Below are 19,810 nucleotides of genomic sequence, written 5' to 3'. Positions count from 1 at the left end.
GGGCGGGGTCCGCCGAACGGCGCTAGTACTGCGCCTGAAGATGCTCCCAGAAGCCGTCCCTGAGGGCGCGGCGCAGGTCGGCCTGGCCGCGCAGGGAGTACTGGAGCAGGCCCTCGGCCTCGACGAGTAGGTCCTGGTCGACGGAGCCGGGGAGGTAGGGGTGGCCGGGCAGCAGTTCGGCCAGGGCCTCACGGCCCCGGGCGGACAGCCACTTGGCCGCGATCTGGGCGCCGACGAAGCGGACGTCCTCGCGGGTGGGGCGGGCGCCGGCGGTGGCCTCGTAGGCGGCGGCCGTCCGCCGGGAGACGTACGGCTTGAAGAACTCCAGGTCGAGGGTGCGCTGGCTGTCGACCTCCCAGAGCAGGGGCTCGGCCTGGTTGCGGCCCTCGGGGGCCTCGATGCCCCACAGGTGGACCCGGGCGCCGTACCCCTGCGCCGCCTCGACGGCCGAGACCAGGTCCTCGTCGCCGCCGAGCAGGGCCGCGTCGCTGATGGCGCGGTGGCGGGCCAGTGACTCCAGGTCCGAGCGGATCAGGGAGTCCACGCCCTTCTGCTGGTTGTTGGCGTTGAGGTTGCCCAGGCGGACCTTGACGTCGGGGAGTTCGGCGATGGTCTGCTGTTCGGCGGTGTGGATGCGGCGGCGGGCGCCGTCGTACCAGTAGACGCGCAGCAGACGGCTGTCCGCGAAGACCGAGCGGGCACGGTCGATGAGGGCCTCGATCAGGCCCTCGGCGTCGAGGTCGAAGGCCCGGCGGTCCTCGGTTCCGGCGACCAGTCGGCCCGCGGCCGCGTACAGATAGCCCGCGTCGACGAAGATCGCGTGGGTGGAGGGCGTCTTCGCCACCTCGGCGAGCATGCGTTCCAGCAGCTCGTTCGTGCGGTCGATGCGGGCGTCCAGGGCCGCCAGGTCGTCGTTCATCGCCTCCATTGTCCCGGCGGTCACAGTGCGAACACAACCGTACGCCTACCCGTCAGTAATTAGGCGTTCGAAAAATTTCTTTAGCGTAGGGAATGTTTGTAACAAGCAGCACGTTCACTACCTACGAGGCCGGATACACATCCGGCCCGCCAAGTAGTTCTCCGCAGGAGGATGACCAGACGAAGGGAGAAGCCCGTGCGCTTCGAGATCATGCGACTCGACGAGGTCGACGGCACCACCGTGGACAGCACCGTCGTGGACGCCGCCTCCGTCAACAGGATCGTTCAGCAGGCCGCCGCCATCGGGCAGCGACTGTGGATCCGTCCGGCCGAGACCCAGGCCTCGTAACGGGAGTCACACTCAAGCTTTCCGGGGGAGCCGAGCCGACGAGGCTCAGCTCCCCCGGATCACCTGAGTGATCCCGTTGATGATCTGCTGCACGGCGATCGCGGAGAGCATCATGCCCGCGAGCCGCGTCACCAGCACGACACCGCCGTCCTTGATGACCCGGATGATCAGCAGCGAGTAACGCATCACCAGCCACAGCACGACGTGGATCGCGAGGATCGCGGACCACACCGAGATCTGCGTGGCCACACTGCCGGCCTTCTGCACGGCCAGGATCACGGACACGATCGCACCCGGACCGGCCAGCAGCGGCATGCCCAGCGGCACGAGCGCCACGTTCACGTCCTTGGTCTGCTTCGGCTCGTCGGTCTTGCCGGTGAGCAGGTCCAGCGCGATCAGCAGGAGCAGCAGACCGCCCGAGATCATCAGTGCCGGGACGGAGACGTGCAGGTAGTTCAGGATCTGGTGGCCCAGGACGCCGAAGGTGGCGATGACCCCGCCCGCGACGCACACGGCCTGGAAGGCCATGCGCTTCTGCACCTTGGCCGGACGGCCGGCGGTCAGCGCGAGGAAGATCGGGGTGATCCCGGGGGGATCCATGATGACGAAAAGGGTCAGAAACAGTGAGCCGAAGACAGCGACGTCGAACATGGTGGTGCGGCAGGCCTTGCAGGAAGAAGTGACACGGGCGTGAGGAGGTGCGGCGGTCCGGCCCTCGGTGAGGCGGTCCGGTCTCAGGCTCCGCCGGTCCCCGGAACCGGGAACGCCCCGGTGGCCCGTCGGGTGATCTCCCCGTACACCTCGGGGTCGGTCGTGTACGCGCCCAGGGCGACGTCCTTGCGGCTGCCGTGGTAGTCCGAGGAGCCCGTGACCAGCAGTCCCAGGTCCTTCGCCAGGGCGCGCAGCCGGTCGCGGGCGTCGGCGTCGTGGTCCATGTGGTCGACCTCGATGCCGTCCAGACCGGCCTCGGCCATCTCCGCGATCCGCGCCTCGGGGACCGTACGCCCCCGCTTGGCGGCGGCCGGGTGCGCGAACACACAGACCCCGCCCGCGTTCTTGACCAGCCGGATCGCCTCGAAGGGGTCGGTCTCGTGCTTCTCCACGAAGGCCCGGCCGCCGTCGGCGAGCCACTCCTCGGTGAACGCGTCGCTCACCGTCGGTACGACGCCCAGCTCGACCAGCGCCGTCGCCACGTGCGGGCGCCCCACGGAACCGCCGGCCGCGATCCGCTCGACCTGTTCCCAGGCGACCGGCACACCCAGCGCGTTGAGCTTGGCGACCATGCCCTTGGCCCGCGGCACCCGGTCGTCCCGCACCAGCTCGCGCTCGGCGAGCAGTTCGGGCTCCTCGGGGTCGAAGAGGTAGGCCAGCATGTGCATCGAGATGCCGTCGACACGGCAGGACAGCTCGGCACCGGTGACCAGGGTGAGCCCCTCGGGCAGCGCGGCGATCGCCGCGGCGTACCCACGGGTGGTGTCGTGGTCGGTCAGCGCGACGACGTCCAGCCCGGCAGCGGCGGCGTTGCGCACCAGCTCGGCAGGCGTGTCCGTGCCGTCGGACGCCGTGGAGTGACAGTGCAGATCGACGCGCACGCTGACTCCAGACGGTGACGGACGGAAGGGGACACCTAAGGATAGCGGGGTTTTGAAGTCCGACTGTCACACCCGAACCCGTGGAGCACCCTTTACCGAGCCGCCCCAGGGGCGCGGGGAACCGCGCGACAGGCCACGGCGAGAACCCGCGCCCGCGCACGGCGAGAACCCGGCACCCCGGTGGGCACTACGGCCGAAGCGCCGTCACCCCGGTGGGCACTACGGCCGAAGCGCCGTCACCCCGGTGGGCACTACGACCGAAGCACAGGCACCCCGGTGGGCACTACGGCCGGAGCAAGCGCGGCGACAGCGCTCCGCAGGGCACCAGATCCACCTCCGCACCCACGTCCCGCAGATCCGTCAGCACCAGTTCGTCGTACATGAGCAGTGCGGACTGCTCCGGCCACATCACCGCCCAGAGCCACATCCCGAGCGCCTCACCGGCGAAGACGGCGCGGTCGTCAGGGGTGCGGTAGACGTGCCAGAGCGGGGTCGGGCGGCCGGCGGCCAGGACCTTGGCCTGCGGCGGCTTCTCGATGTTCATGTACGACCCGGGGTCCGGGCCGTCGATGCCCGCGTACCGCGCGCCGAGACCGACGCCCAGTTCCTCGGCGACCAGGATGAGTTCACCGGGGCCGCCGAGCGGGCCGGGTCCGGAACAGGCGACGGCGGTCGCGCGGCCACCGCTGCGGTCGTCGCCTGCGTAGGCCACGCCCGTGAAGAGCCAGCCGACCGGAAGCGGCCAGGGCATCCACAGCGGCACGTGCGTGCGGTGCACGACGGCACCGAGGGCTTCGACACTGGGCGGGATCACGGGCTGCAGCGGATACACCGTGCCGTGCACATCGCACTGCCACGAATCGGCGAAGAGACCGGGCGCCCTGACCCGGCCACCGCACCTCGGGCAACTGGGTTCGCCCCTCATAGGGCTCCACGGTCCTACCCCGGCCCGCCCACGTCAAGGACGATCACCCGTCCGGGCGGAGGGGCGACCGAGCGCCACTGACCGGGCAAAACAAGATGCATCTTGCATTAATTAGATGCACTAACTTACTATGTGTATAAACCAACCATCTGTCCGGGACGGGAGAAGCACATGGACCCCTTCGACGCCGGAGCCGGTGGCATCCTGCGGCAGCCCAAGGCGGTCTGGGCCACGGCAGGCGCCTCCGTCGTGGCCTTCATGGGCATCGGCCTGGTCGACCCGATCCTGCCGTCCATCGCGCAGGGCCTGAACGCCACCGCCAGCCAGGTGTCCCTGCTCTTCACCTCGTACTTCCTGATCACCGCGGTCGCGATGCTGCTGACCGGCTTCGTCTCCAGCCGCATCGGCGGCCGCAAGACGCTGCTGCTCGGCCTCGCCTTCGTGGTCGTCTTCGCCGGTCTGGCCGGCACCTCCGGCTCGGTCGGGCAGCTCGTCGGCTTCCGGGCGGGCTGGGGCCTCGGCAACGCGCTCTTCGTCTCCACCGCGCTCGCGGTCATCGTCGGCGCTGCCGCCGGCGGCAGCGCCGCGGCGATCCTGCTGTACGAGTCCGCGCTCGGCCTCGGCATGGCCTGCGGCCCGCTGCTCGGCGCCGTCCTCGGCAACGTCAGCTGGCGCTACCCCTTCTTCGGCACGGCCACGCTGATGGCGATCGGCTTCCTGTGCATCACGGCGTTCCTGAAGGAGCAGCCGAAGCCGGCCCGCAGGACCTCGGTGCTGGACCCGATCAAGGCGCTCGGTCACGGCGGCCTCGCTCCGCCTTCTTCTACAACTACACGTTCTTCACGGTGCTGGCCTTCACGCCGTTCGTGCTGGACATGACCCCGTACCGCTCCGGTGCGGTGTTCTTCGCCTGGGGCGTGCTGCTGGCGGTCTTCTCCGTGATCGTGGCGCCGCGCATGCAGGCGCGCTTCGGATCGCTGAAGGTGCTCGGCGGCTCACTGCTGCTGCTCGCCGCGGACGTCCTGGTGCTCGGCTACGGCAACCACACCACCGCGATCGTCTGCACGATCCTGTCCGGCGCGTTCATCGGCGTGAACAACACCGTCTACACCGAGCTGGCCCTCGGCGTCTCGGACGCACCACGACCGGTGGCGAGCGCCGGCTACAACTTCGTCCGCTGGTTCGCGGCCGCCGCCGCTCCCTACTTCGCGCCGAAGATCGAGGAGTGGAGCGACATCCACATCCCGTTCGTGGTGGCGGCGGTCACCGCCGTGCTGGGCGCGGTCGTGGTCGTCGTACGCCGCCGCGCCCTCACCCACGAAGCGGAGGAGGCGGAGCCGGCGCACGCCGCCGAGGACGGGATCACCGTCTTTGCCAACTGACTGGTTCCGGCCTTGCGTTGGTGAGATCGGTCACGGCCGGTTCAGTCGAGCGGGACGGACCTGCGGGCGGGGTCCCTCAGGTCCGTCCCGTTGGTGAGCCAGCGCTCCTGGAGGGCCTGGGCGCCGTGCACGCGCTTCCAGGCCGCCTCGGTCGGGGTCATCGGCAGCAGCGGCAGGAACCGGACGGGCTCCATCGGGTCGTCCAGCTCCAGGTCCTCCACCAGGCCGCCGGGCTCACCCACCAGCACCGAGGTGAAAGGGGCGCCGGGCCACAGCGGCTCGCCCACGTCCAGGGAGGCGCCCGGGGTCACGATCAGACCCTCCACCTGCGGCGTCGCGGCCAGCACGGCGAGTGGACGCAGCACCTTGTCGGTGTCGGCGAGACCGGCGCGGACGGACAGGACCAGCTCGGCGCGGGGGCCCTTGACCGGGTCGGCGAGCGTCGCGGTGGGGTCGGTCATGGGGTGCGCGGACATGCCCAGCGTGGCGTACCGCACGACGTCCCCCTCCTGGAACCGGAGCACCTCGATGCGGTCCGTGCCGAGGAAGGTGACGGCCGCGCGCGCGTCCGGCTCGCCCAGGGCGGTGGTCAACCGTGCCTCGACCAGAGGAAGAACATCAGCCATGCGGCGAGCATAGAACTCGTCAGTGGCGGGCAAAGCGGCGCCTTGACACTTCGGGCGACTGCTACGCTGAGCCGGTGGTTCGGGACAGCACGCAGAAGCGTCGCTATCGAGTCCCGACGCCGAGGACACTCCCTTACGAGGGACCGGCCGGAGGAGGTGGGGCTGTCATGGATCGAAGTCGACCGTGCAGTACCACTCGCTCTTCCGCCCGTTGATGTAGTCACTGGCTGGTTTCCGGCTGCTCTACGCCTTCCTGTGCGCGTTGCCCTTCGGAAGAGCACTTCGTTTCGCTTTGCCCTGATCGTCTGATCGCCCGATCTGCCTGATCGAATCAGTTCTGCATCAGTAGCGAAGTCGCCACCGCGACGGTGCGGTGCTCCCCGCTTTGTGGACGTGCCAAACATCCCACAGTCAGGACGTCCCCATTCCGGGTAGTTCCACCCGTCGCCGGCGGTCTTTCGTTGCCTGTCGCGAAGGAGCCTGCCCATGTCGATGATCCGCGACCTGCGCGCCGTGGTCCGTCCGTCCCGCGTCTCCCTGCGTAAGGACACGAGTGCGTCGTCGTACGACACCACCCGTGACCCGGCCACGCCCTCGGCCGTGGTGGACTGCGCCGTCTACCGCGACGGCACCCGTGTCGCGGGCACGGGGCCGCTCAGCCCGCACGAGGCGATGCGGCAGGTGCGGCGTGACGGCGGCTTCGTGTGGATCGGGCTGCACGAGCCGACCGAGGCCGAATTCGCCGGTATCGCGAGCGAGTTCGGGCTGCACCCGCTGGCCGTGGAGGACGCGGTGCAGGCCCACCAGCGGCCCAAGCTGGAGCGGTACGACGACTCGCTCTTCACCGTCTTCAAGACCATCCACTACGTCGAGCACGACCGGCTCACCGCCAACAGCGAGGTCGTCGAGACCGGCGAGGTGATGTGTTTCACCGGCCGGGACTTCTTCATCACCGTCCGGCACGGCGGCCAGGGCTCGCTCCGGGCGCTCCGGCACCGCCTGCAGGACGACCCGGAGCTGCTCGCCAAGGGCCCCTCGGCCGTGCTGCACGCCATCGCCGACCATGTCGTCGACGGCTACATCGCGGTCGCCGACGCGGTGCAGGACGACATCGACGAGGTGGAGACCGAGGTCTTCTCGCCGGGCCGCAAGGGCGGGGTCTCGCGCGGTGTGGACTCGGCGAGGATCTACCAACTCAAGCGCGAGGTGCTGGAGTTCAAGCGCGCGGTGGCTCCCCTGCTGCGCCCGATGCAGCTGCTGAGCGAGCGGCCGATGCGGCTGGTCGACCCCGACATCCAGAAGTACTTCCGGGACGTCGCCGACCACCTCGCCCGGGTCCAGGAGCAGGTGCTGGGCTTCGACGAACTCCTCAACTCCATCCTCCAGGCCAACCTCGCGCAGGCGTCGGTCGCCCAGAACGAGGACATGCGCAAGATCACCGCCTGGGCCGCGATCATCGCCGTACCGACGATGGTGTGCGGTGTGTACGGCATGAACTTCAAGTACATGCCGGAGCTGCACTGGAAGTACGGCTACCCGGTGATCATGGGCGTCACGGTCGTCATCTGCGTCGGCATCCACCGCACGCTCAAGCGCAACGGCTGGCTCTGAGCGGGCGCTGGATAGGCTGGGCGCATGACAAGCGAGCTGCTCGACCGGGCCCTCATCGAGGAGGCCTCGAAGAAGTCCGGCCTCATCTGGGTCAGGGGCGCCGGGACCTCCGCCGCGCGTGCGCTGTGGCACGTGTGGCACGAGGGCGCGGTGTGCCTGGTCGGGGACGGGCCCGGTGAGCAGCCGCTGGAAGGGCTGGTCGACGGGGGGTCCGCCGAGGTGACCGTGCGCAGCAAGGACAAGGGCGGCCGGCTGGTGACGTTCCGGGCGACCGTGTCCGAGCCGGCACCCGGCTCCGAGGAGTGGGAGGCGGCCGTCGCCGAGCTGAAGGGCAAACGGCTGAACGCCCCCGACGGCGAGCAGATGCCGGCCCGCTGGGCGCGCGAGTGCAGGGTGCTGCGCCTGACTCCGGCCGGGCCGGTGCTGCCGTTGCCCGCCGACAGCCTGGCCGAGGCTCCCGTGCCGACGCCGGCGACCACGCGAAGGCCGATCCCCGCCGGGCTGCCGAAGCTTCTCGGCAAGGGCCGCAAGCGACGGTAGTGGCGGTGCCGGGCGGGGCTCCGCACCGCCGGGGCTCCCGGCAGCGGACGGCTTTCCGTCCGGCTACGACGTCGGCAGCTGCTGTCCGTAATCCACGGTCTCACCTTTCGCGGGCTCGGCCACGGCGAAGTCCTTACCCCAGTCGGAGAAGCTGAGGGTCCCGGCGCCGCCGGCGCGGACCAGACGGAGGGGGTAGGGCGTGCCCTCCAGGGAGACGTCGAGGCTGCCGCCGGAACCCTTGTCGCCGGTGATGCGGATGGTGCGGGTACCCGCGTCGTCGTGATGCCCGTCCGTCCCCAGTGCGCCGTGCAGGGTGAGCAGCCCGTCGAGAAGGAGGTCCTTGTCCGTGAAGCCGCTGAACTTCTTGTACGCGGGGTCCTTCTGCGGGACCTTCACGTACTTGCCGTTCAGTGTGCCGGCCGCGCCGTCACCCTTGGCGCCGGCCTGGTTCCAGAAGTCCGCGTCGGCCTTCATGTACAGCTGCCTGCCGACCCGCAGCAGTTTGAAGGTGGCGCCCTTCGAGGTCACCGAGCCGGTCCCGCCGTCGGCCTTCAGCCGCATGTCCAGCTGGTACGTCCGGCCGCTGGTGACCACGGTCCCGGACAGCCGTACCGCCGACGCCGCCCGGGCCGCCGCCCGGGTCTTCGTCTGGATCCTGTCGGCGGGAAGCTTGCCGACGCCGTTCGTCCCCGCGTCCGGATCCTCGCCGCCGCACCCGGACAGCACCGCCGTCCCCGTCACGGCCAGTGCGCAGATCGCGGTCACCAGCGCGGCCCGGCGGGTACGGCCCTGGGGAATCGCAGTCACAGGTGGGGTCGCCTCTCTGACGGTTCCTGAGCGGAGTACCGCAGCGTACCCGTGCCTCGGCCGCCGGGCGGAGCGAGTCCGTCCGGACCGCCCACCAGGGCGTATCCGACCGGTACGGGCTAGCCTGAAGCGCAACCGAGCGGGCAAATCCGAGCAATTCACCGACAAAGCGGAACACCCCAGTCAAGGGCGGTTCCCAGGCCACGTCAGCAGAGGAAGCACAGCCATGGCAGCCGGCGCCCCCCGGATCTTCGTCTCGCACCTCGCCGGGGTCCCCGTCTTCGATCCGAACGGCGACCAGGTGGGCCGCGTGCGCGATCTGGTCGTGATGCTGCGTGTGGGCCGCAGGCCCCCACGCGTCCTCGGGCTGGTCGTCGAACTGTCCACCCGGCGCCGCATCTTCCTGCCCATGACCCGGGTCACCGGCGTCGAGTCCGGGCAGGTCATCACCACCGGCGTGATGAACGTCCGGCGCTTCGAGCAGCGGCCCACCGAGCGGCTGGTCTTCGGCGAGCTGCTGGACCGGCGGGTGACGCTGGTGGAGACCGGCGAGGAGGTCACCGTCCTCGACGTGTCCGTGCAGCAGCTGCCGGCCCGCCGCGACTGGGAGGTCGACCGCGTCTTCGTCCGCAAGGGGAAGAAGGCGAGCGCCTTCCGGCGGGCCAAGGGCGAGACGCTGACCGCCGAGTGGTCGGCCGTCACCGGGTTCTCCCTGGAGGAGCACGGCCAGGGCGCCGAGAGCCTGCTCGCCACCTTCGAGCAGCTGCGCCCCGCCGACCTCGCCAACGTCCTGCACCACCTGTCCGCCAAACGGCGGGCCGAGGTCGCCGCGGCGCTCGACGACGACCGGCTGGCCGACGTACTCGAAGAGCTCCCGGAGGACGACCAGATCGAGATCCTCGGCAAGCTGAAGGAGGAGCGGGCGGCGGACGTCCTGGAGGCCATGGACCCCGACGACGCGGCCGACCTGCTGTCCGAGCTGCCCGAGGACGACAAGGAGCGGCTGCTGAGCCTGATGCAGCCGGCCGACGCGGCCGACATGCGCCGCCTGATGTCGTACGAGGAGCACACGGCCGGCGGTCTGATGACCACCGAGCCGATCGTGCTGCGCCCGGACGCCACGGTCGCCGACGCGCTCGCCCGCGTCCGCAACCCCGACCTCTCCCCCGCGCTCGCCGCCCAGGTCTACGTCTGCCGCCCGCCCGACGAGACCCCGACCGGCAAGTACCTGGGCACGGTCCACTTCCAGCGGCTGCTGCGCGACCCCCCGTACACGCTGGTCAGCGCACTCCTGGACGAGGATCTGCAGACCCTGGCCCCGGACGCCGCCCTGCCCGTCATCGCCGGGTTCTTCGCCACGTACGACATGGTGGCCGCGCCCGTGGTGAACGAGGCGGGGGCGCTGCTGGGCGCGGTGACCGTGGACGACGTACTGGACCACATGCTCCCCGACGACTGGCGGGAGACGGAGTTCCACCTGGACGAGGGAGAGGAGGCGGCCACGCATGGCTCCTGAGCGCGAGAGCACCCGCGAGCGCACTCCAGTGGGGGCCACGGCCGCCACCCGGCCGCGCGCGCCCCGCCTGGACCAACCGCGCCCGCCGCGCCGCCGGTTCCTGCCCGAGTGGGATCCGGAGGCCTTCGGCCGGCTGTCGGAGAAGATCGCCCGGTTCCTGGGCACGGGACGCTTCATCGTCTGGATGACGGGCGTGATCATCCTGTGGGTGCTGTGGAACATCGCCGCGCCCGTCGCCCTGCGCTTCGACCAGTACCCGTTCATCTTCCTGACCCTGGCGCTGTCCCTGCAGGCCTCCTACGCGGCCCCGCTGATCCTGCTCGCGCAGAACCGGCAGGACGACCGCGACCGGGTCAACCTGGAGCAGGACCGCAAGCAGAACGAGCGGTCCATCGCCGACACCGAGTACCTGACCCGGGAGATCGCCGCGCTGCGCATGGGCCTGGGCGAGGTCGCGACCCGCGACTGGATCCGCTCGGAGCTGCAGGACCTGGTCAAGGAGCTGGAGGACAGGCGACGTCACGACGGGCATGTCGTATTCCCGGCGGAACGGGCAGAACGGTCTCCCGGACGTGACACAGACGACCGCTGAGGGGCATCCCTCAGGTCCCTCAGCGCGCCGTACCATCGTCCTTATGGCTACGGAAGACGCGGTGCGCGAGGCACTGGCGACGGTGAACGACCCCGAGATCAACCGACCCATCACCGAACTGGGGATGGTCAAATCGGTGGAGATCGGCGCGGACGGAGCGGTCGCGGTCACCGTCTACCTGACGGTGACCGGCTGCCCCATGCGCGACACCATCACCCAGCGCGTCACCGAGGCGGTCTCCCGGGTCGAGGGCGTCACCCGGGTCGACGTCACGCTGGACGTCATGAGCGACGAGCAGCGCAAGGAGCTGGCGACGGCCCTGCGCGGCGGCCAGGCCGAGCGCGAGGTGCCCTTCGCCAAGCCCGGCAACCTCACCCGCGTCTACGCGGTGGCCTCCGGCAAGGGCGGCGTCGGCAAGTCCTCGGTGACGGTGAACCTGGCGGCCGCGATGGCCGCCGACGGCCTCAAGGTGGGCGTCGTCGACGCCGACATCTACGGCCACAGCGTGCCGCGCATGCTGGGCGCGGACGGCCGTCCCACCCAGGTCGAGAACATGATCATGCCGCCGTCCGCGAACGGCGTGAAGGTCATCTCCATCGGCATGTTCACCCCGGGCAACGCCCCGGTCGTCTGGCGCGGCCCGATGCTGCACCGGGCGCTGCAGCAGTTCCTCGCGGACGTCTACTGGGGCGACCTGGACGTCCTGCTCCTGGACCTGCCGCCGGGCACCGGTGACATCGCGATCTCCATCGCCCAGCTGATCCCGAACGCCGAGATCCTGGTCGTGACGACCCCGCAGCAGGCGGCGGCCGAGGTCGCCGAGCGCGCCGGGTCCATCGCGGTCCAGACCCACCAGAAGATCGTCGGCGTGGTCGAGAACATGTCCGGCCTGCCCTGCCCGCACTGCGGCGAGATGGTCGACGTCTTCGGCACGGGCGGCGGCCAGCTGGTGGCCGACGGCCTGACGCGTACGACGGGTACGACGGTGCCGGTGCTGGGTTCGATCCCGATCGACGTCCGCCTGCGCGAGGGCGGCGACGAGGGCAAGCCGGTCGTCCTGACCGACCCGGACTCCCCGGCGGGCAGCGCGCTCAGGGCGATCGCCGGGAAGCTGGGCGGCCGGCAGCGGGGCCTTTCGGGCCTGTCGCTGGGGCTCACGCCGAAGAACAAGTTCTGAGGGCTTTCCGCGGACCGAGGGCCCCGCTCGGGAGCCCTGCGGCGAAGGGGCGCCGGGACGAACCGGCGCCCCTCGGTCACGCGTAGGCGGAAATGTCCTTCACCACGGCGAACCCGAGACCGTACGCGCTCATCCCCCGCCCGTACGCCCCCAGGTGCACCCCGGCCTCGGTCGTGCCGGCCAGCACCCACCCGAATTCGGACTCCCGGTAGTGGAACGAGGCCGCCACCCCGTCCACCGGCAGGGAGAGCCTGGACCACTCCGGGCCCTCCAGATCGTCGGCCAGGGCCCACGCGGTCTCCGTCTGCTGGTCCAGCCAGTCGTCCCGCAGGGTGTGGTCCATCTGCCCGGGCCAGGTGAACGACAGCAGCCCCACCCCGGCCAGCCAGGCCGCCGAGGACACCGACGTCGCCTCCAGCAGCCCCGTGCCGTCGGCGCTCCTCCGGGACGGCTGCGCGGCGACCGTGACGACCACCGCGAACTTCTCCCGCGGCTCACCGGCGGAGCCGGCCTCGCCGCGCACGGAGGGCTCGTCACCGTGCCCGATGGACCCGTGCTCGACGGCACCGTCGGCCGCCGTCCCGACCTGCATCAGCCAGCGCGGCCCGGTGAACGCCTCGTCGAGGCCGTACCACGGGAAGGGCGCCCGCAGGTAACCGTCGACCGTACGCCGGGCGGAGGGGAGCTGCTGCGCACCCTCCGCGGCCGGCGCCTGCGCGCCCACCCGACTCGTCGTCTCCATCTGCCCGGACGCCTCCTCGCTCTCGTCGGACCGGGGCGGCCCGCCCCCCTTCGGGCGTACTCCTCCGGTCCGCACATCAACTCGGCAGCATAACCACACCGGTGAGAGCCTCAGGGCAGGCGCTGGATGCGTGGGTCGCACGAACGACCTGTTCAGGCCGTATGCGACGGGCACGTGCTATGAAACGCGTCACGTGCGCGGTGTGCGCCCGCGTGCGCGTGTCGGCGCCGGTGACCGTGCTAGGTGGCGTCCGCGTCGAACGGCGGCCGCTCGTCCGCGCCGAGCTCCTCGGGCTTCTTGGTCATGTCGACGCGCCCCGAGGCGGGCACGGAGGACGAGGAGACTTCGCTCTCCCGCCCGTGCACGGCATCCGTGACCTCGGCCATCTCCTTCTTCAGGTCGAAGCCGTTGCGGATCTCCTTCAGCCCCAGCTCGTCGTTGTCAAGCTGCTTGCGGATGAACGCCTTGGGGTTGAGGTCCTCGAACTCGAAGTCCTTGAACTCCGGGCCCAGTTCGTTGCGGATGTCCTGCTTGGCACTCTCCGAGAACTCGCGGATCTTCCGGATCGTGCGCATGACGTCCTGGATGACCTTCGGGAGCTTGTCCGGACCGAAGACGAGCACGGCGAGCACAATGATCGTCACCAGCTCCAGTGGCCCTATGTCATTGAACACCTGACGCTCCTTGCGATGTCCTCGGTCGCTCAACGGTACCCGGCGTTCCTGTCCGACCGGTACCGTCCCGAGGTGAGACTTGTGTCAGTTCTGCTCCGTCGCGCCCAGTCGGAGCGGGAAAATCCGGTCGGTGCCGTCGCGTCGGACCGTCAGCCGCAGCCGGTCACCGGGCCGGTGGGCGCGGATCTTGACGATCAGCTCCTCGGCCGTGTGCACGCGCTCTCCGTCGACCTCGGTGATGACGTCGCCGGCCTTGAGACCGGCCCGTTCGCCGGGGCCGCCCCTGCTCACGGCGGGGCCTCCGTTCGCGCTCTTGCTGTCGACACGTGCGCCGTCGCCGGTGTACGCCATGTCGAGAGTGACGCCGATCACGGGGTGGGTGGCATGGCCGTCGTTGATCAGTTCCTCGGCGACGCGCCTGGCCTGGTTCACCGGGATGGCGAAGCCGAGACCGATGGAGCCGGCCTCGGCGCTGTCCGAGTCCGAGCCGCCGTCGGCTGACCGGATGGCGGAGTTGATGCCGATCACCCGCGCGCGGGAGTCGAGCAGCGGGCCGCCGGAGTTGCCGGGGTTGATGGGCGCGTCGGTCTGCAAGGCGTCGACGTACGAGACGTCGCTGCCGTCGCCCTTCTCCCCGCCGGCCGTGATGGGCCGTTCCTTGGCGCTGATGATGCCGGAGGTGACGGTGTTGGCGAGGTCGAAGGGGGCGCCGATGGCGACCACGGGATCGCCCACCCGCACGTCGTCGGAGTCACCGAGCGGCAGCGGGGTGAGCCCGTGTACGCCGTGGACCTGGACGACGGCGAGGTCGTAGCCGCTGTCATGGCCGACGACCTTGGCCTTGACGGTGTCACCGCTGCTGAACGTCACGGATATCGCCCCGTTCGATCCGGCGGGCGCGACGACGTGGTTGTTGGTGAGGATGTGGCCCTGGGTGTCGAGCACGAAGCCGGTGCCGGTGTCCTGCTGATCGGTCCCGGTGACGTGCAGGGTGACGACGCTGGGCAGCGCGCGAGCCGCTATCCCGGCCACACTGTCCGGCGCCCGCCCGGCGGGCACGCGCCCGGCCTGCGGCAGACGCACGTCCCCGACCAGGCCCTCCCGCTCGACCCAGGCACCGGCGACCCCACCGACGCCCGCGGAGAAGAGTGCGACCAGCAGGCTCCACCCGAGCAGAGACCGCCCCACCCGCCGACCGGCCTGCCCACCGTCCACCGCCCGGCCACCGGTCTGCTGCAGCGGCCCCCGGCCGTACACCTGCTCCGTCGGAGACCCACCGGCCCAGGGGTCATAACCGCGAACGGCTCCCCCACCCGTCTCGGGCGCCACTGGTGCACCTGTGGCAGCGGTGGTGGTTGACGCCCCAGGGGCCGGGACTCCGGCTGCGGAGGAGCCGGGGGGCGGCAGCGGGGTGCCGGTGTCGGGTCCGGCGGCTACCGGGGGGTGCTGCACGGAAGCAGGAGTAGGGGCGGCGGCTACCGGAGGGTGCACCGCGGGGATGGGTGAGCACGCGCCGGTTACTGGTGCGGGCAGCTCGTGGAACGGTGCGGGAGGCCCGTCGACGGGTGCGGGAGGCCCGTGGACGGGTGCGGGAGGCCCGTGGACGGGTGCGGGAGGCCCGTGGACGGGTGCGGGAGAACCCGGCGCAGGGGCGGCAGTCCCGGGGGACTGCGGGGCCGGTGGGAGGGGCACGGGTGTTGTCTGGGCGGGGGTGGCCGCCGGGTGCTGTACGGGCGGTGCGGGCGCCCAGGGGCCCGGCTCGCCGTACGGCGGGGTGCTGTAGGGGTCGGGGTCGTGCAAGGGCTTGGGCCGCCCGGTGGGAGCCGCCCAAGAGGCTTCCCCGGTCCCCGCTGACACGACGGTCCCCGCGGTGCCGTCCGCCTCATCGCCGCCGGTCGGCCCCGGCACCGGCTTGGCCAGCACGAAGTCCCCGTCGGCCGCGGCCCCGGCGCCCTCCGGCCCGGCCGCGCCGTCCGTCCCGGTGCTCGCCGATGCGGGATCCGTCGGCTCGGCCCCGGCCCGCTCGGCGGCCGTGCGCGTCGTGGCGTCGGTTCGGTCGGCCGGTGTCGCCCCCACCCGTCCTTCCGGCCCTTCCGGTCCTTCCTCCGGCAGGACGCGGTTCCCCTCGTTCATGCTCTCCCCACGGCTGGCCGCGGCCGCACGCGTCGGCGGCAGCGGAACGTCGGCCACGCCCCCGGGTCATCGCCGCGGGAACGGCCCTTACCGGATTCAACCAGGTTCGCGGGCCGTGGCGAAGTGGCCGGTCAGGGCGTCTGGTGAGGTGGGGAGGGGGACGGCGTGGTGGCGGGGGTGGCGTCGGGGAGGGGAGCGGTCAGCAGGCCGGAGCCGGTCACCGCGGGGACCGTGGACCAGGCGGCGAGCGGATAGACGACGGTGTCGTCGAGCGGGCGTATCAGCGGGGAGACGGCGGCCGCACCCGCCATCACCGGCGCGGTCAGGCTGCGCAGGGTGTCGCTCTGGGCCTGGCCGGTACCGGCGGACGGCAGTCCGGGAACCAGCGGCGCGGACATCGAGGTCGGTACCGCCATGGTCTGTCCGAACTGTGCGCCGCCCTGGGCCGACAGCGGCCCCACAGCACGCCGGCGCTGATTGTCCGGTGTGGCGGCGCCCGTGCCCGCACCCGTACCCGTGCCGGCCGAGCGTGCCGGGACGACGTTGTTGCCGGTGCCGGAGCCACCGCGGGCGTCCACGGCGGTGTCACCGGGGATGCCGGTGGTCACGCCGCCGAGTGCGACCGCGGCCAGCGACACCGCGCCGGCGGCGGCGACGGCGAACCGCAGACCGCGCGAGGCGGAACGCCCGTCGTCCGGGCGCCCGACGGGATGGATGCGGAAGCCGCGCTCCTCGGGTGCGGGGACGACAGGGTCGTGCGGGCGGGCGGGCACGTACCCGAACGCGAAGCGCTCGCCGCGCCTCACTCCGAAGACGCCGGTGGCCGCGGCGGTGTCGTCGACGCCGCGTCCGAAGAGGCCTCCCCCGGGCGGCGACATGCCGTCGCCGTCCAGGTCACCCCCTCCGGGAAGGCCCTGGAGGCGGGCCAGCAGGCTCGCCGAGGGCGGCGGCGGGGCCGCCTCTGCGAACACGTTCTTCAGCCGGCGCTGTGCGTCCGCCTCCGCCTTGCACCGGGCGCAGGTGGCCAGGTGTGCGAGGACCCGCTCACGCGACTCATGACCGAGCTCTCCGTCCACCAGGGCGGAGAGCCGGTCTCCCAGGTGCTGCTCGGCGAGATGCGCCTCCGCAGGTTTCGGTCGGGATCCACTCACGCGGTCGCGCCCCCTCCCCCCAGAGCGGGGACACGGGCCAGGAACGAGCGCCGCTCGGCCGCGCGCGCCTCAGGGGAGCGGTGCGCGAGGGCCTTGCGGAGCTGGGAGCGGCCACGGTGGATACGGGAGCGGACCGTGCCGAGCTTCACGCCGAGGGTCGCGGCGATCTCCTCGTACGACAGTCCCTCGATGTCGCACAGGACGACGGCGGCGCGGAACTCGGGCGCGAGGGTGTCCAGGGCCTGCTGGACGTCGGCGTCGAAGTGCGCGTCGTTGAAGAGCTGCTGCGGGGTGGGCTCGCGGCTGGCCAGGCGCTCGGCCGCGTCCTCGCCGAGGGCGTCGAAGCGGATGCGCTGCTTGCGCCGGACCATGTCCAGGAAGAGGTTGGTCGTGATGCGGTGCAGCCAGCCCTCGAAGGTGCCCGGCGAGTAGGTCGACAGGGAGCGGAAGACACGGACGAAGACCTCCTGGGTGAGGTCCTCGGCGTCGTGCTGATCGCCGGTCAGGCGGTAGGCGAGGCGGTAGACACGGGCGCTGTGGGTGCTGACGATCTCCTCCCAGGTGGGCGGAGTCCACGCCTGCCCGTCCGCGTCGGTGGAGAAGGTCGCGGTCTGGGCCTCGCCTGCGGCGAAACCGGCGTGGTGGTCAGCAGCGGTGTCGGTCACGGATTTCGGCCTGCCCGCCGACCCGAGGAAGCGCCGCAGCACTCCACCCCGGTCTCCGGGCGCAGCCGCACCTCCCCTGTCGGCTCTGGTGGTGTCCAGTGGAGCCCCTACCATAGCCACCTCGCCCGTTAGCTCCGGATAAGCGGTTTTACGAGAATTTGATACACGCTGATACGGCTCATGCGGCTGCGTCAGCAGTTGCTCGGCGTCCTGATCCACACCTCTTACCCCCCGTCGCACATCCGGGCACCGTCTCAACCCTGTAAACGTCCGGTCCCATCTGCGGGTTCCCGACGCCAACGGATACAGTCACGCCAGGAATTCAGGGGACGGGAGAGGGTCATTACCGGCAACCGGCAGACGAGCTGGGCGTTCGCCGACGCCTTTGTCGCCGAGGACGAAGCGCTGCGGTGGGCCCGTGACCGGGCCCGCGAGGCAGGGCTGCGCTCGGTGTCGCCCGGCACGGGCGCCGCGCTGCGACTGCTCGCCGCCTCCGTGGACGCGAAGGCTGTCGCGGAGATCGGCACGGGTTGCGGGGTGTCCGGAATCCATCTGCTGCACGGCATGCGCCCGGACGGGGTGCTCACCACCGTCGACCCGGAGCCGGAGCACCAGCAGTTCGCCCGGCAGGCCTTCCGCGCCTGCGGATTCGCCAGCAACAGGGCCCGCTTCATCCCCGGCCGCGCCCTGGACGTGCTGCCCCGGCTCGCGGACGCCGGCTACGACCTCGTCTTCTGCGACGGGGACCGGCTGGAGTACCTGGACTATCTCGCTGAATCGTTGCGCCTGCTGCGGCCGGGCGGGCTGATCGTCTTCGAGGGAGTCTTCGCCAACGGCCGTACGGTCGACTCGGGACCGCAGCCGACGGAGGTGCTGCGGCTGCGGGAGCTGCTGCGCGCGGTGCGCGAGAGCCAGGAACTGGTCCCGTCGCTGCTGCCGGTGGGCGACGGGCTGCTGTGCGCCGTGAAGCGCTGACCGGCCGCCGGGGGCGGGAAACGCGGCTGCCCCGGCACCGCGTACGATGCCGGGGCAGCCGGAAGGACCGAATCGCCGGGCCGTCAGCCGGCGACGTCCTGGAGGGCGTCGCCGAGCGCCTTGGCCTCGTCAGGGGTTAGCTCGACGACGAGTCGACCGCCGCCTTCGAGCGGAACGCGCATGACGATGCCCCGCCCCTCCTTGGTCACCTCGAGCGGGCCATCACCCGTCCGCGGCTTCATGGCCGCCATGCTCGTTCCCCTTCCTGAAACCAGCTCATCGTCTGCCGAGAGCCCTGGGAGGGCATCCGCGGTTCCGGAACGGACACGCGACACCGGCATCGAACACATTGCTTCCCAGCCATTATCCCGCATCGCAGGACCCGATGACCAACATCAGTCGGCATCGCTTGGGCAACGCGCGCGAGCAAAACCACCCAATTCGGGGATGTGGCTGCGATACTGCACCGCCGCACGGAGATCCGCCTGCCGGCTCCGCTCCGTTTTTCTTTGACGCAGGTCACATGTCCCGTCCGGCCCTTGGGCGGTGATCTCCGCCATGCTGTCCTTCATACAGGGACGTACTGAGCGGTACGTCATCCGTGACACCGAGGGGATGCGCCATGGCCGACACCGTGCTCTACGAGGTGAGCGACGGACTCGCGACGATCACGCTGAACCGCCCCGAGGCGATGAACGCGCTGAACGTCGCCACCAAGGTCGCCCTCCGCGAGGCGGCTGAATCCGCGGCCGGGGACGCGGCCGTACGGGCGATCCTGCTGACCGCCGCGGGGGACCGGGCGTTCTGCGTCGGCCAGGACCTCAAGGAGCACATCGGGTTGCTCGCGGCCGACCGGGAGACCGGGTCCGGGCAGACGATGAGCACGGTCAAGGAGCACTACAACCCGATCGTGAGGGCCCTCGCCGGGGCTGCCAAGCCGGTCGTCGCCGGGGTGAACGGGGTCGCCGCGGGGGCGGGCTTCGGCTTCGCGCTCGCCGCGGACTACCGGGTGGTCGCCGACACGGCCGCCTTCAACACGTCGTTCGCGGGCGTGGCCCTGACCGCCGACTCCGGGGTCTCCTGGACCCTGCCCCGGGTGATCGGCCCGAGCCGCGCCACCGACCTGCTGCTGTTCCCGCGCAGCATCAGCGCCCAGGACGCGCTGGAGCTGGGCATCGCCAACCGGGTCGTACCCGCGGCCGAGCTGCGGGCCGAGGCCGAGAAGACGGCGCGGGCGCTGGCCGAGGGCCCGACGGTGGCGTACGCGGCGATCAAGGAGGCGGTGGCACACGGCCTCACGCACTCCCTCGCCGAGACGCTGGAGAAGGAGGACGAGCTGCAGGCCCGGGCCGGTCGGTCCGAGGACCACGCGATCGCCGTGCAGGCCTTCGTGAACAAGGAGAAGCCGAAGTACCTCGGCCGGTGAGAGCGGTGG

The 19,810-nt window shown here is 71.2% G+C and carries 21 protein-coding genes and 1 pseudogene; 9 read left to right on the top strand and 13 right to left on the bottom strand.

Annotated elements, in window-relative coordinates; genetic code table 11:
* Window positions 1-22: 22 nt before the first annotated feature.
* Window positions 23-919, bottom strand: coding sequence for an NYN domain-containing protein (locus AB0D93_RS14250; RefSeq protein WP_362118444.1), 897 nt, complete (start codon window positions 917-919; stop codon window positions 23-25).
* Window positions 920-1,114: 195 nt separating this feature from the next.
* On the opposite strand from AB0D93_RS14250, the gene AB0D93_RS14245 reads away from it, so the two are divergent.
* Complete coding sequence (locus AB0D93_RS14245; protein WP_099054875.1) at window positions 1,115-1,267, top strand: hypothetical protein; 153 nt, start codon at window positions 1,115-1,117, stop codon at window positions 1,265-1,267.
* Window positions 1,268-1,312: 45 nt separating this feature from the next.
* Here AB0D93_RS14245 and AB0D93_RS14240 read toward each other — a convergent pair whose 3' ends face one another.
* From AB0D93_RS14240 to AB0D93_RS14230, 3 genes are all read right to left on the bottom strand, one after another.
* Complete coding sequence (locus AB0D93_RS14240) at window positions 1,313-1,918, bottom strand: MarC family protein (protein WP_362118440.1); 606 nt, start codon at window positions 1,916-1,918, stop codon at window positions 1,313-1,315.
* Window positions 1,919-2,001: 83 nt separating this feature from the next.
* On the bottom strand, window positions 2,002-2,859 hold the full coding sequence (locus tag AB0D93_RS14235) for a PHP domain-containing protein (RefSeq protein ID WP_362118437.1): 858 nt from the start codon (window positions 2,857-2,859) through the stop codon (window positions 2,002-2,004).
* 283 nt (window positions 2,860-3,142) lie between these two features.
* Window positions 3,143-3,784 (bottom strand): DUF6758 family protein, encoded by a 642-nt coding sequence (locus AB0D93_RS14230; RefSeq protein ID WP_362118434.1) that lies wholly within the window; start codon window positions 3,782-3,784, stop codon window positions 3,143-3,145.
* A 171-nt stretch (window positions 3,785-3,955) separates the two neighbouring features.
* Here AB0D93_RS14230 and AB0D93_RS14225 point away from each other — a divergent pair.
* Window positions 3,956-5,166: pseudogene (locus AB0D93_RS14225) on the top strand (MFS transporter).
* 41 nt (window positions 5,167-5,207) lie between these two features.
* On the opposite strand, the gene AB0D93_RS14220 reads toward AB0D93_RS14225, so the two are convergent.
* The gene (locus AB0D93_RS14220; RefSeq protein WP_362118431.1) at window positions 5,208-5,792 is read right to left on the bottom strand and encodes a suppressor of fused domain protein; all 585 of its coding nucleotides are present in this window, start codon (window positions 5,790-5,792) and stop codon (window positions 5,208-5,210) included.
* A gap of 486 nt (window positions 5,793-6,278) precedes the next feature.
* On the opposite strand from AB0D93_RS14220, the gene AB0D93_RS14215 reads away from it, so the two are divergent.
* Both AB0D93_RS14215 and AB0D93_RS14210 read left to right on the top strand, forming a co-directional pair.
* Complete coding sequence (locus AB0D93_RS14215) at window positions 6,279-7,403, top strand: magnesium and cobalt transport protein CorA (protein ID WP_362118428.1); 1,125 nt, start codon at window positions 6,279-6,281, stop codon at window positions 7,401-7,403.
* Window positions 7,404-7,427: 24 nt separating this feature from the next.
* Complete coding sequence (locus AB0D93_RS14210; RefSeq protein ID WP_362118426.1) at window positions 7,428-7,943, top strand: hypothetical protein; 516 nt, start codon at window positions 7,428-7,430, stop codon at window positions 7,941-7,943.
* Window positions 7,944-8,006: 63 nt separating this feature from the next.
* Here AB0D93_RS14210 and AB0D93_RS14205 read toward each other — a convergent pair whose 3' ends face one another.
* Window positions 8,007-8,750: a hypothetical protein gene (locus tag AB0D93_RS14205; RefSeq protein WP_362118424.1), complete on the bottom strand. Its 744-nt coding sequence runs from the start codon at window positions 8,748-8,750 to the stop codon at window positions 8,007-8,009.
* Window positions 8,751-8,976: 226 nt separating this feature from the next.
* Here AB0D93_RS14205 and AB0D93_RS14200 point away from each other — a divergent pair, with 226 nt between their 5' ends.
* From AB0D93_RS14200 to AB0D93_RS14190, 3 genes are read left to right on the top strand one after another with little or no spacing between them, the layout of a single operon-like run.
* Window positions 8,977-10,266 (top strand): CBS domain-containing protein, encoded by a 1,290-nt coding sequence (locus AB0D93_RS14200; RefSeq protein WP_362118422.1) that lies wholly within the window; start codon window positions 8,977-8,979, stop codon window positions 10,264-10,266.
* Window positions 10,256-10,858, top strand: a complete 603-nt coding sequence (locus AB0D93_RS14195; protein WP_362118419.1) for a DUF1003 domain-containing protein — start codon at window positions 10,256-10,258, stop codon at window positions 10,856-10,858. The genes AB0D93_RS14200 and AB0D93_RS14195 overlap by 11 nt, the downstream gene beginning before the upstream one ends.
* A gap of 43 nt (window positions 10,859-10,901) precedes the next feature.
* Window positions 10,902-12,035, top strand: coding sequence for an Mrp/NBP35 family ATP-binding protein (locus tag AB0D93_RS14190; RefSeq protein ID WP_362118416.1), 1,134 nt, complete (start codon window positions 10,902-10,904; stop codon window positions 12,033-12,035).
* A 76-nt stretch (window positions 12,036-12,111) separates the two neighbouring features.
* On the opposite strand, the gene AB0D93_RS14185 is transcribed toward AB0D93_RS14190, so the two are convergent.
* The 5 genes from AB0D93_RS14185 to sigE form a co-directional block, all read right to left on the bottom strand.
* Window positions 12,112-12,777 (bottom strand): hypothetical protein, encoded by a 666-nt coding sequence (locus AB0D93_RS14185; protein ID WP_362118413.1) that lies wholly within the window; start codon window positions 12,775-12,777, stop codon window positions 12,112-12,114.
* Window positions 12,778-13,016: 239 nt separating this feature from the next.
* Complete coding sequence (locus AB0D93_RS14180; RefSeq protein WP_362118410.1) at window positions 13,017-13,451, bottom strand: sec-independent translocase; 435 nt, start codon at window positions 13,449-13,451, stop codon at window positions 13,017-13,019.
* An 84-nt stretch (window positions 13,452-13,535) separates the two neighbouring features.
* Entirely contained in the window at window positions 13,536-15,308 is a 1,773-nt protein-coding gene (locus AB0D93_RS14175; protein ID WP_362119139.1) for a trypsin-like peptidase domain-containing protein, read from the bottom strand.
* 407 nt (window positions 15,309-15,715) lie between these two features.
* Window positions 15,716-16,735, bottom strand: a complete 1,020-nt coding sequence (locus tag AB0D93_RS14170) for a zf-HC2 domain-containing protein (protein ID WP_362118407.1) — start codon at window positions 16,733-16,735, stop codon at window positions 15,716-15,718.
* Window positions 16,732-17,442 (bottom strand): RNA polymerase sigma factor SigE, encoded by a 711-nt coding sequence (sigE, locus tag AB0D93_RS14165; RefSeq protein WP_362118404.1) that lies wholly within the window; start codon window positions 17,440-17,442, stop codon window positions 16,732-16,734. The genes AB0D93_RS14170 and sigE overlap by 4 nt, the downstream gene beginning before the upstream one ends.
* A 261-nt stretch (window positions 17,443-17,703) precedes the next feature.
* On the opposite strand from sigE, the gene AB0D93_RS14160 reads away from it, so the two are divergent.
* A complete protein-coding gene (locus AB0D93_RS14160; protein ID WP_362119136.1) occupies window positions 17,704-18,375 on the top strand; it encodes an O-methyltransferase in 672 nt (223 codons plus the stop codon).
* Between the two features lie 83 nt (window positions 18,376-18,458).
* Here the strand turns inward: AB0D93_RS14160 and AB0D93_RS14155 are convergent, their stop codons facing one another.
* Together AB0D93_RS14155 and AB0D93_RS14150 are read right to left on the bottom strand one after the other, a co-directional pair.
* Complete coding sequence (locus tag AB0D93_RS14155; protein WP_069778857.1) at window positions 18,459-18,626, bottom strand: DUF3117 domain-containing protein; 168 nt, start codon at window positions 18,624-18,626, stop codon at window positions 18,459-18,461.
* A 144-nt stretch (window positions 18,627-18,770) separates the two neighbouring features.
* Entirely contained in the window at window positions 18,771-18,935 is a 165-nt protein-coding gene (locus tag AB0D93_RS14150; RefSeq protein ID WP_362118400.1) for a hypothetical protein, read from the bottom strand.
* 62 nt (window positions 18,936-18,997) lie between these two features.
* Here AB0D93_RS14150 and AB0D93_RS14145 point away from each other — a divergent pair, with 62 nt between their 5' ends.
* Window positions 18,998-19,801, top strand: coding sequence for an enoyl-CoA hydratase-related protein (locus tag AB0D93_RS14145; protein WP_362118397.1), 804 nt, complete (start codon window positions 18,998-19,000; stop codon window positions 19,799-19,801).
* The last annotated feature ends 9 nt before the right edge of the window (window positions 19,802-19,810 follow it).

The sequence above is a fragment of the Streptomyces sp. NPDC048191 genome, from assembly GCF_040652655.1.
Taxonomy (GTDB): Bacteria; Actinomycetota; Actinomycetes; order Streptomycetales; family Streptomycetaceae; genus Streptomyces.
The sequence above is the reverse complement of the archived record's forward strand: the minus strand, read 5'-3'. Positions and strand labels throughout refer to the sequence as shown.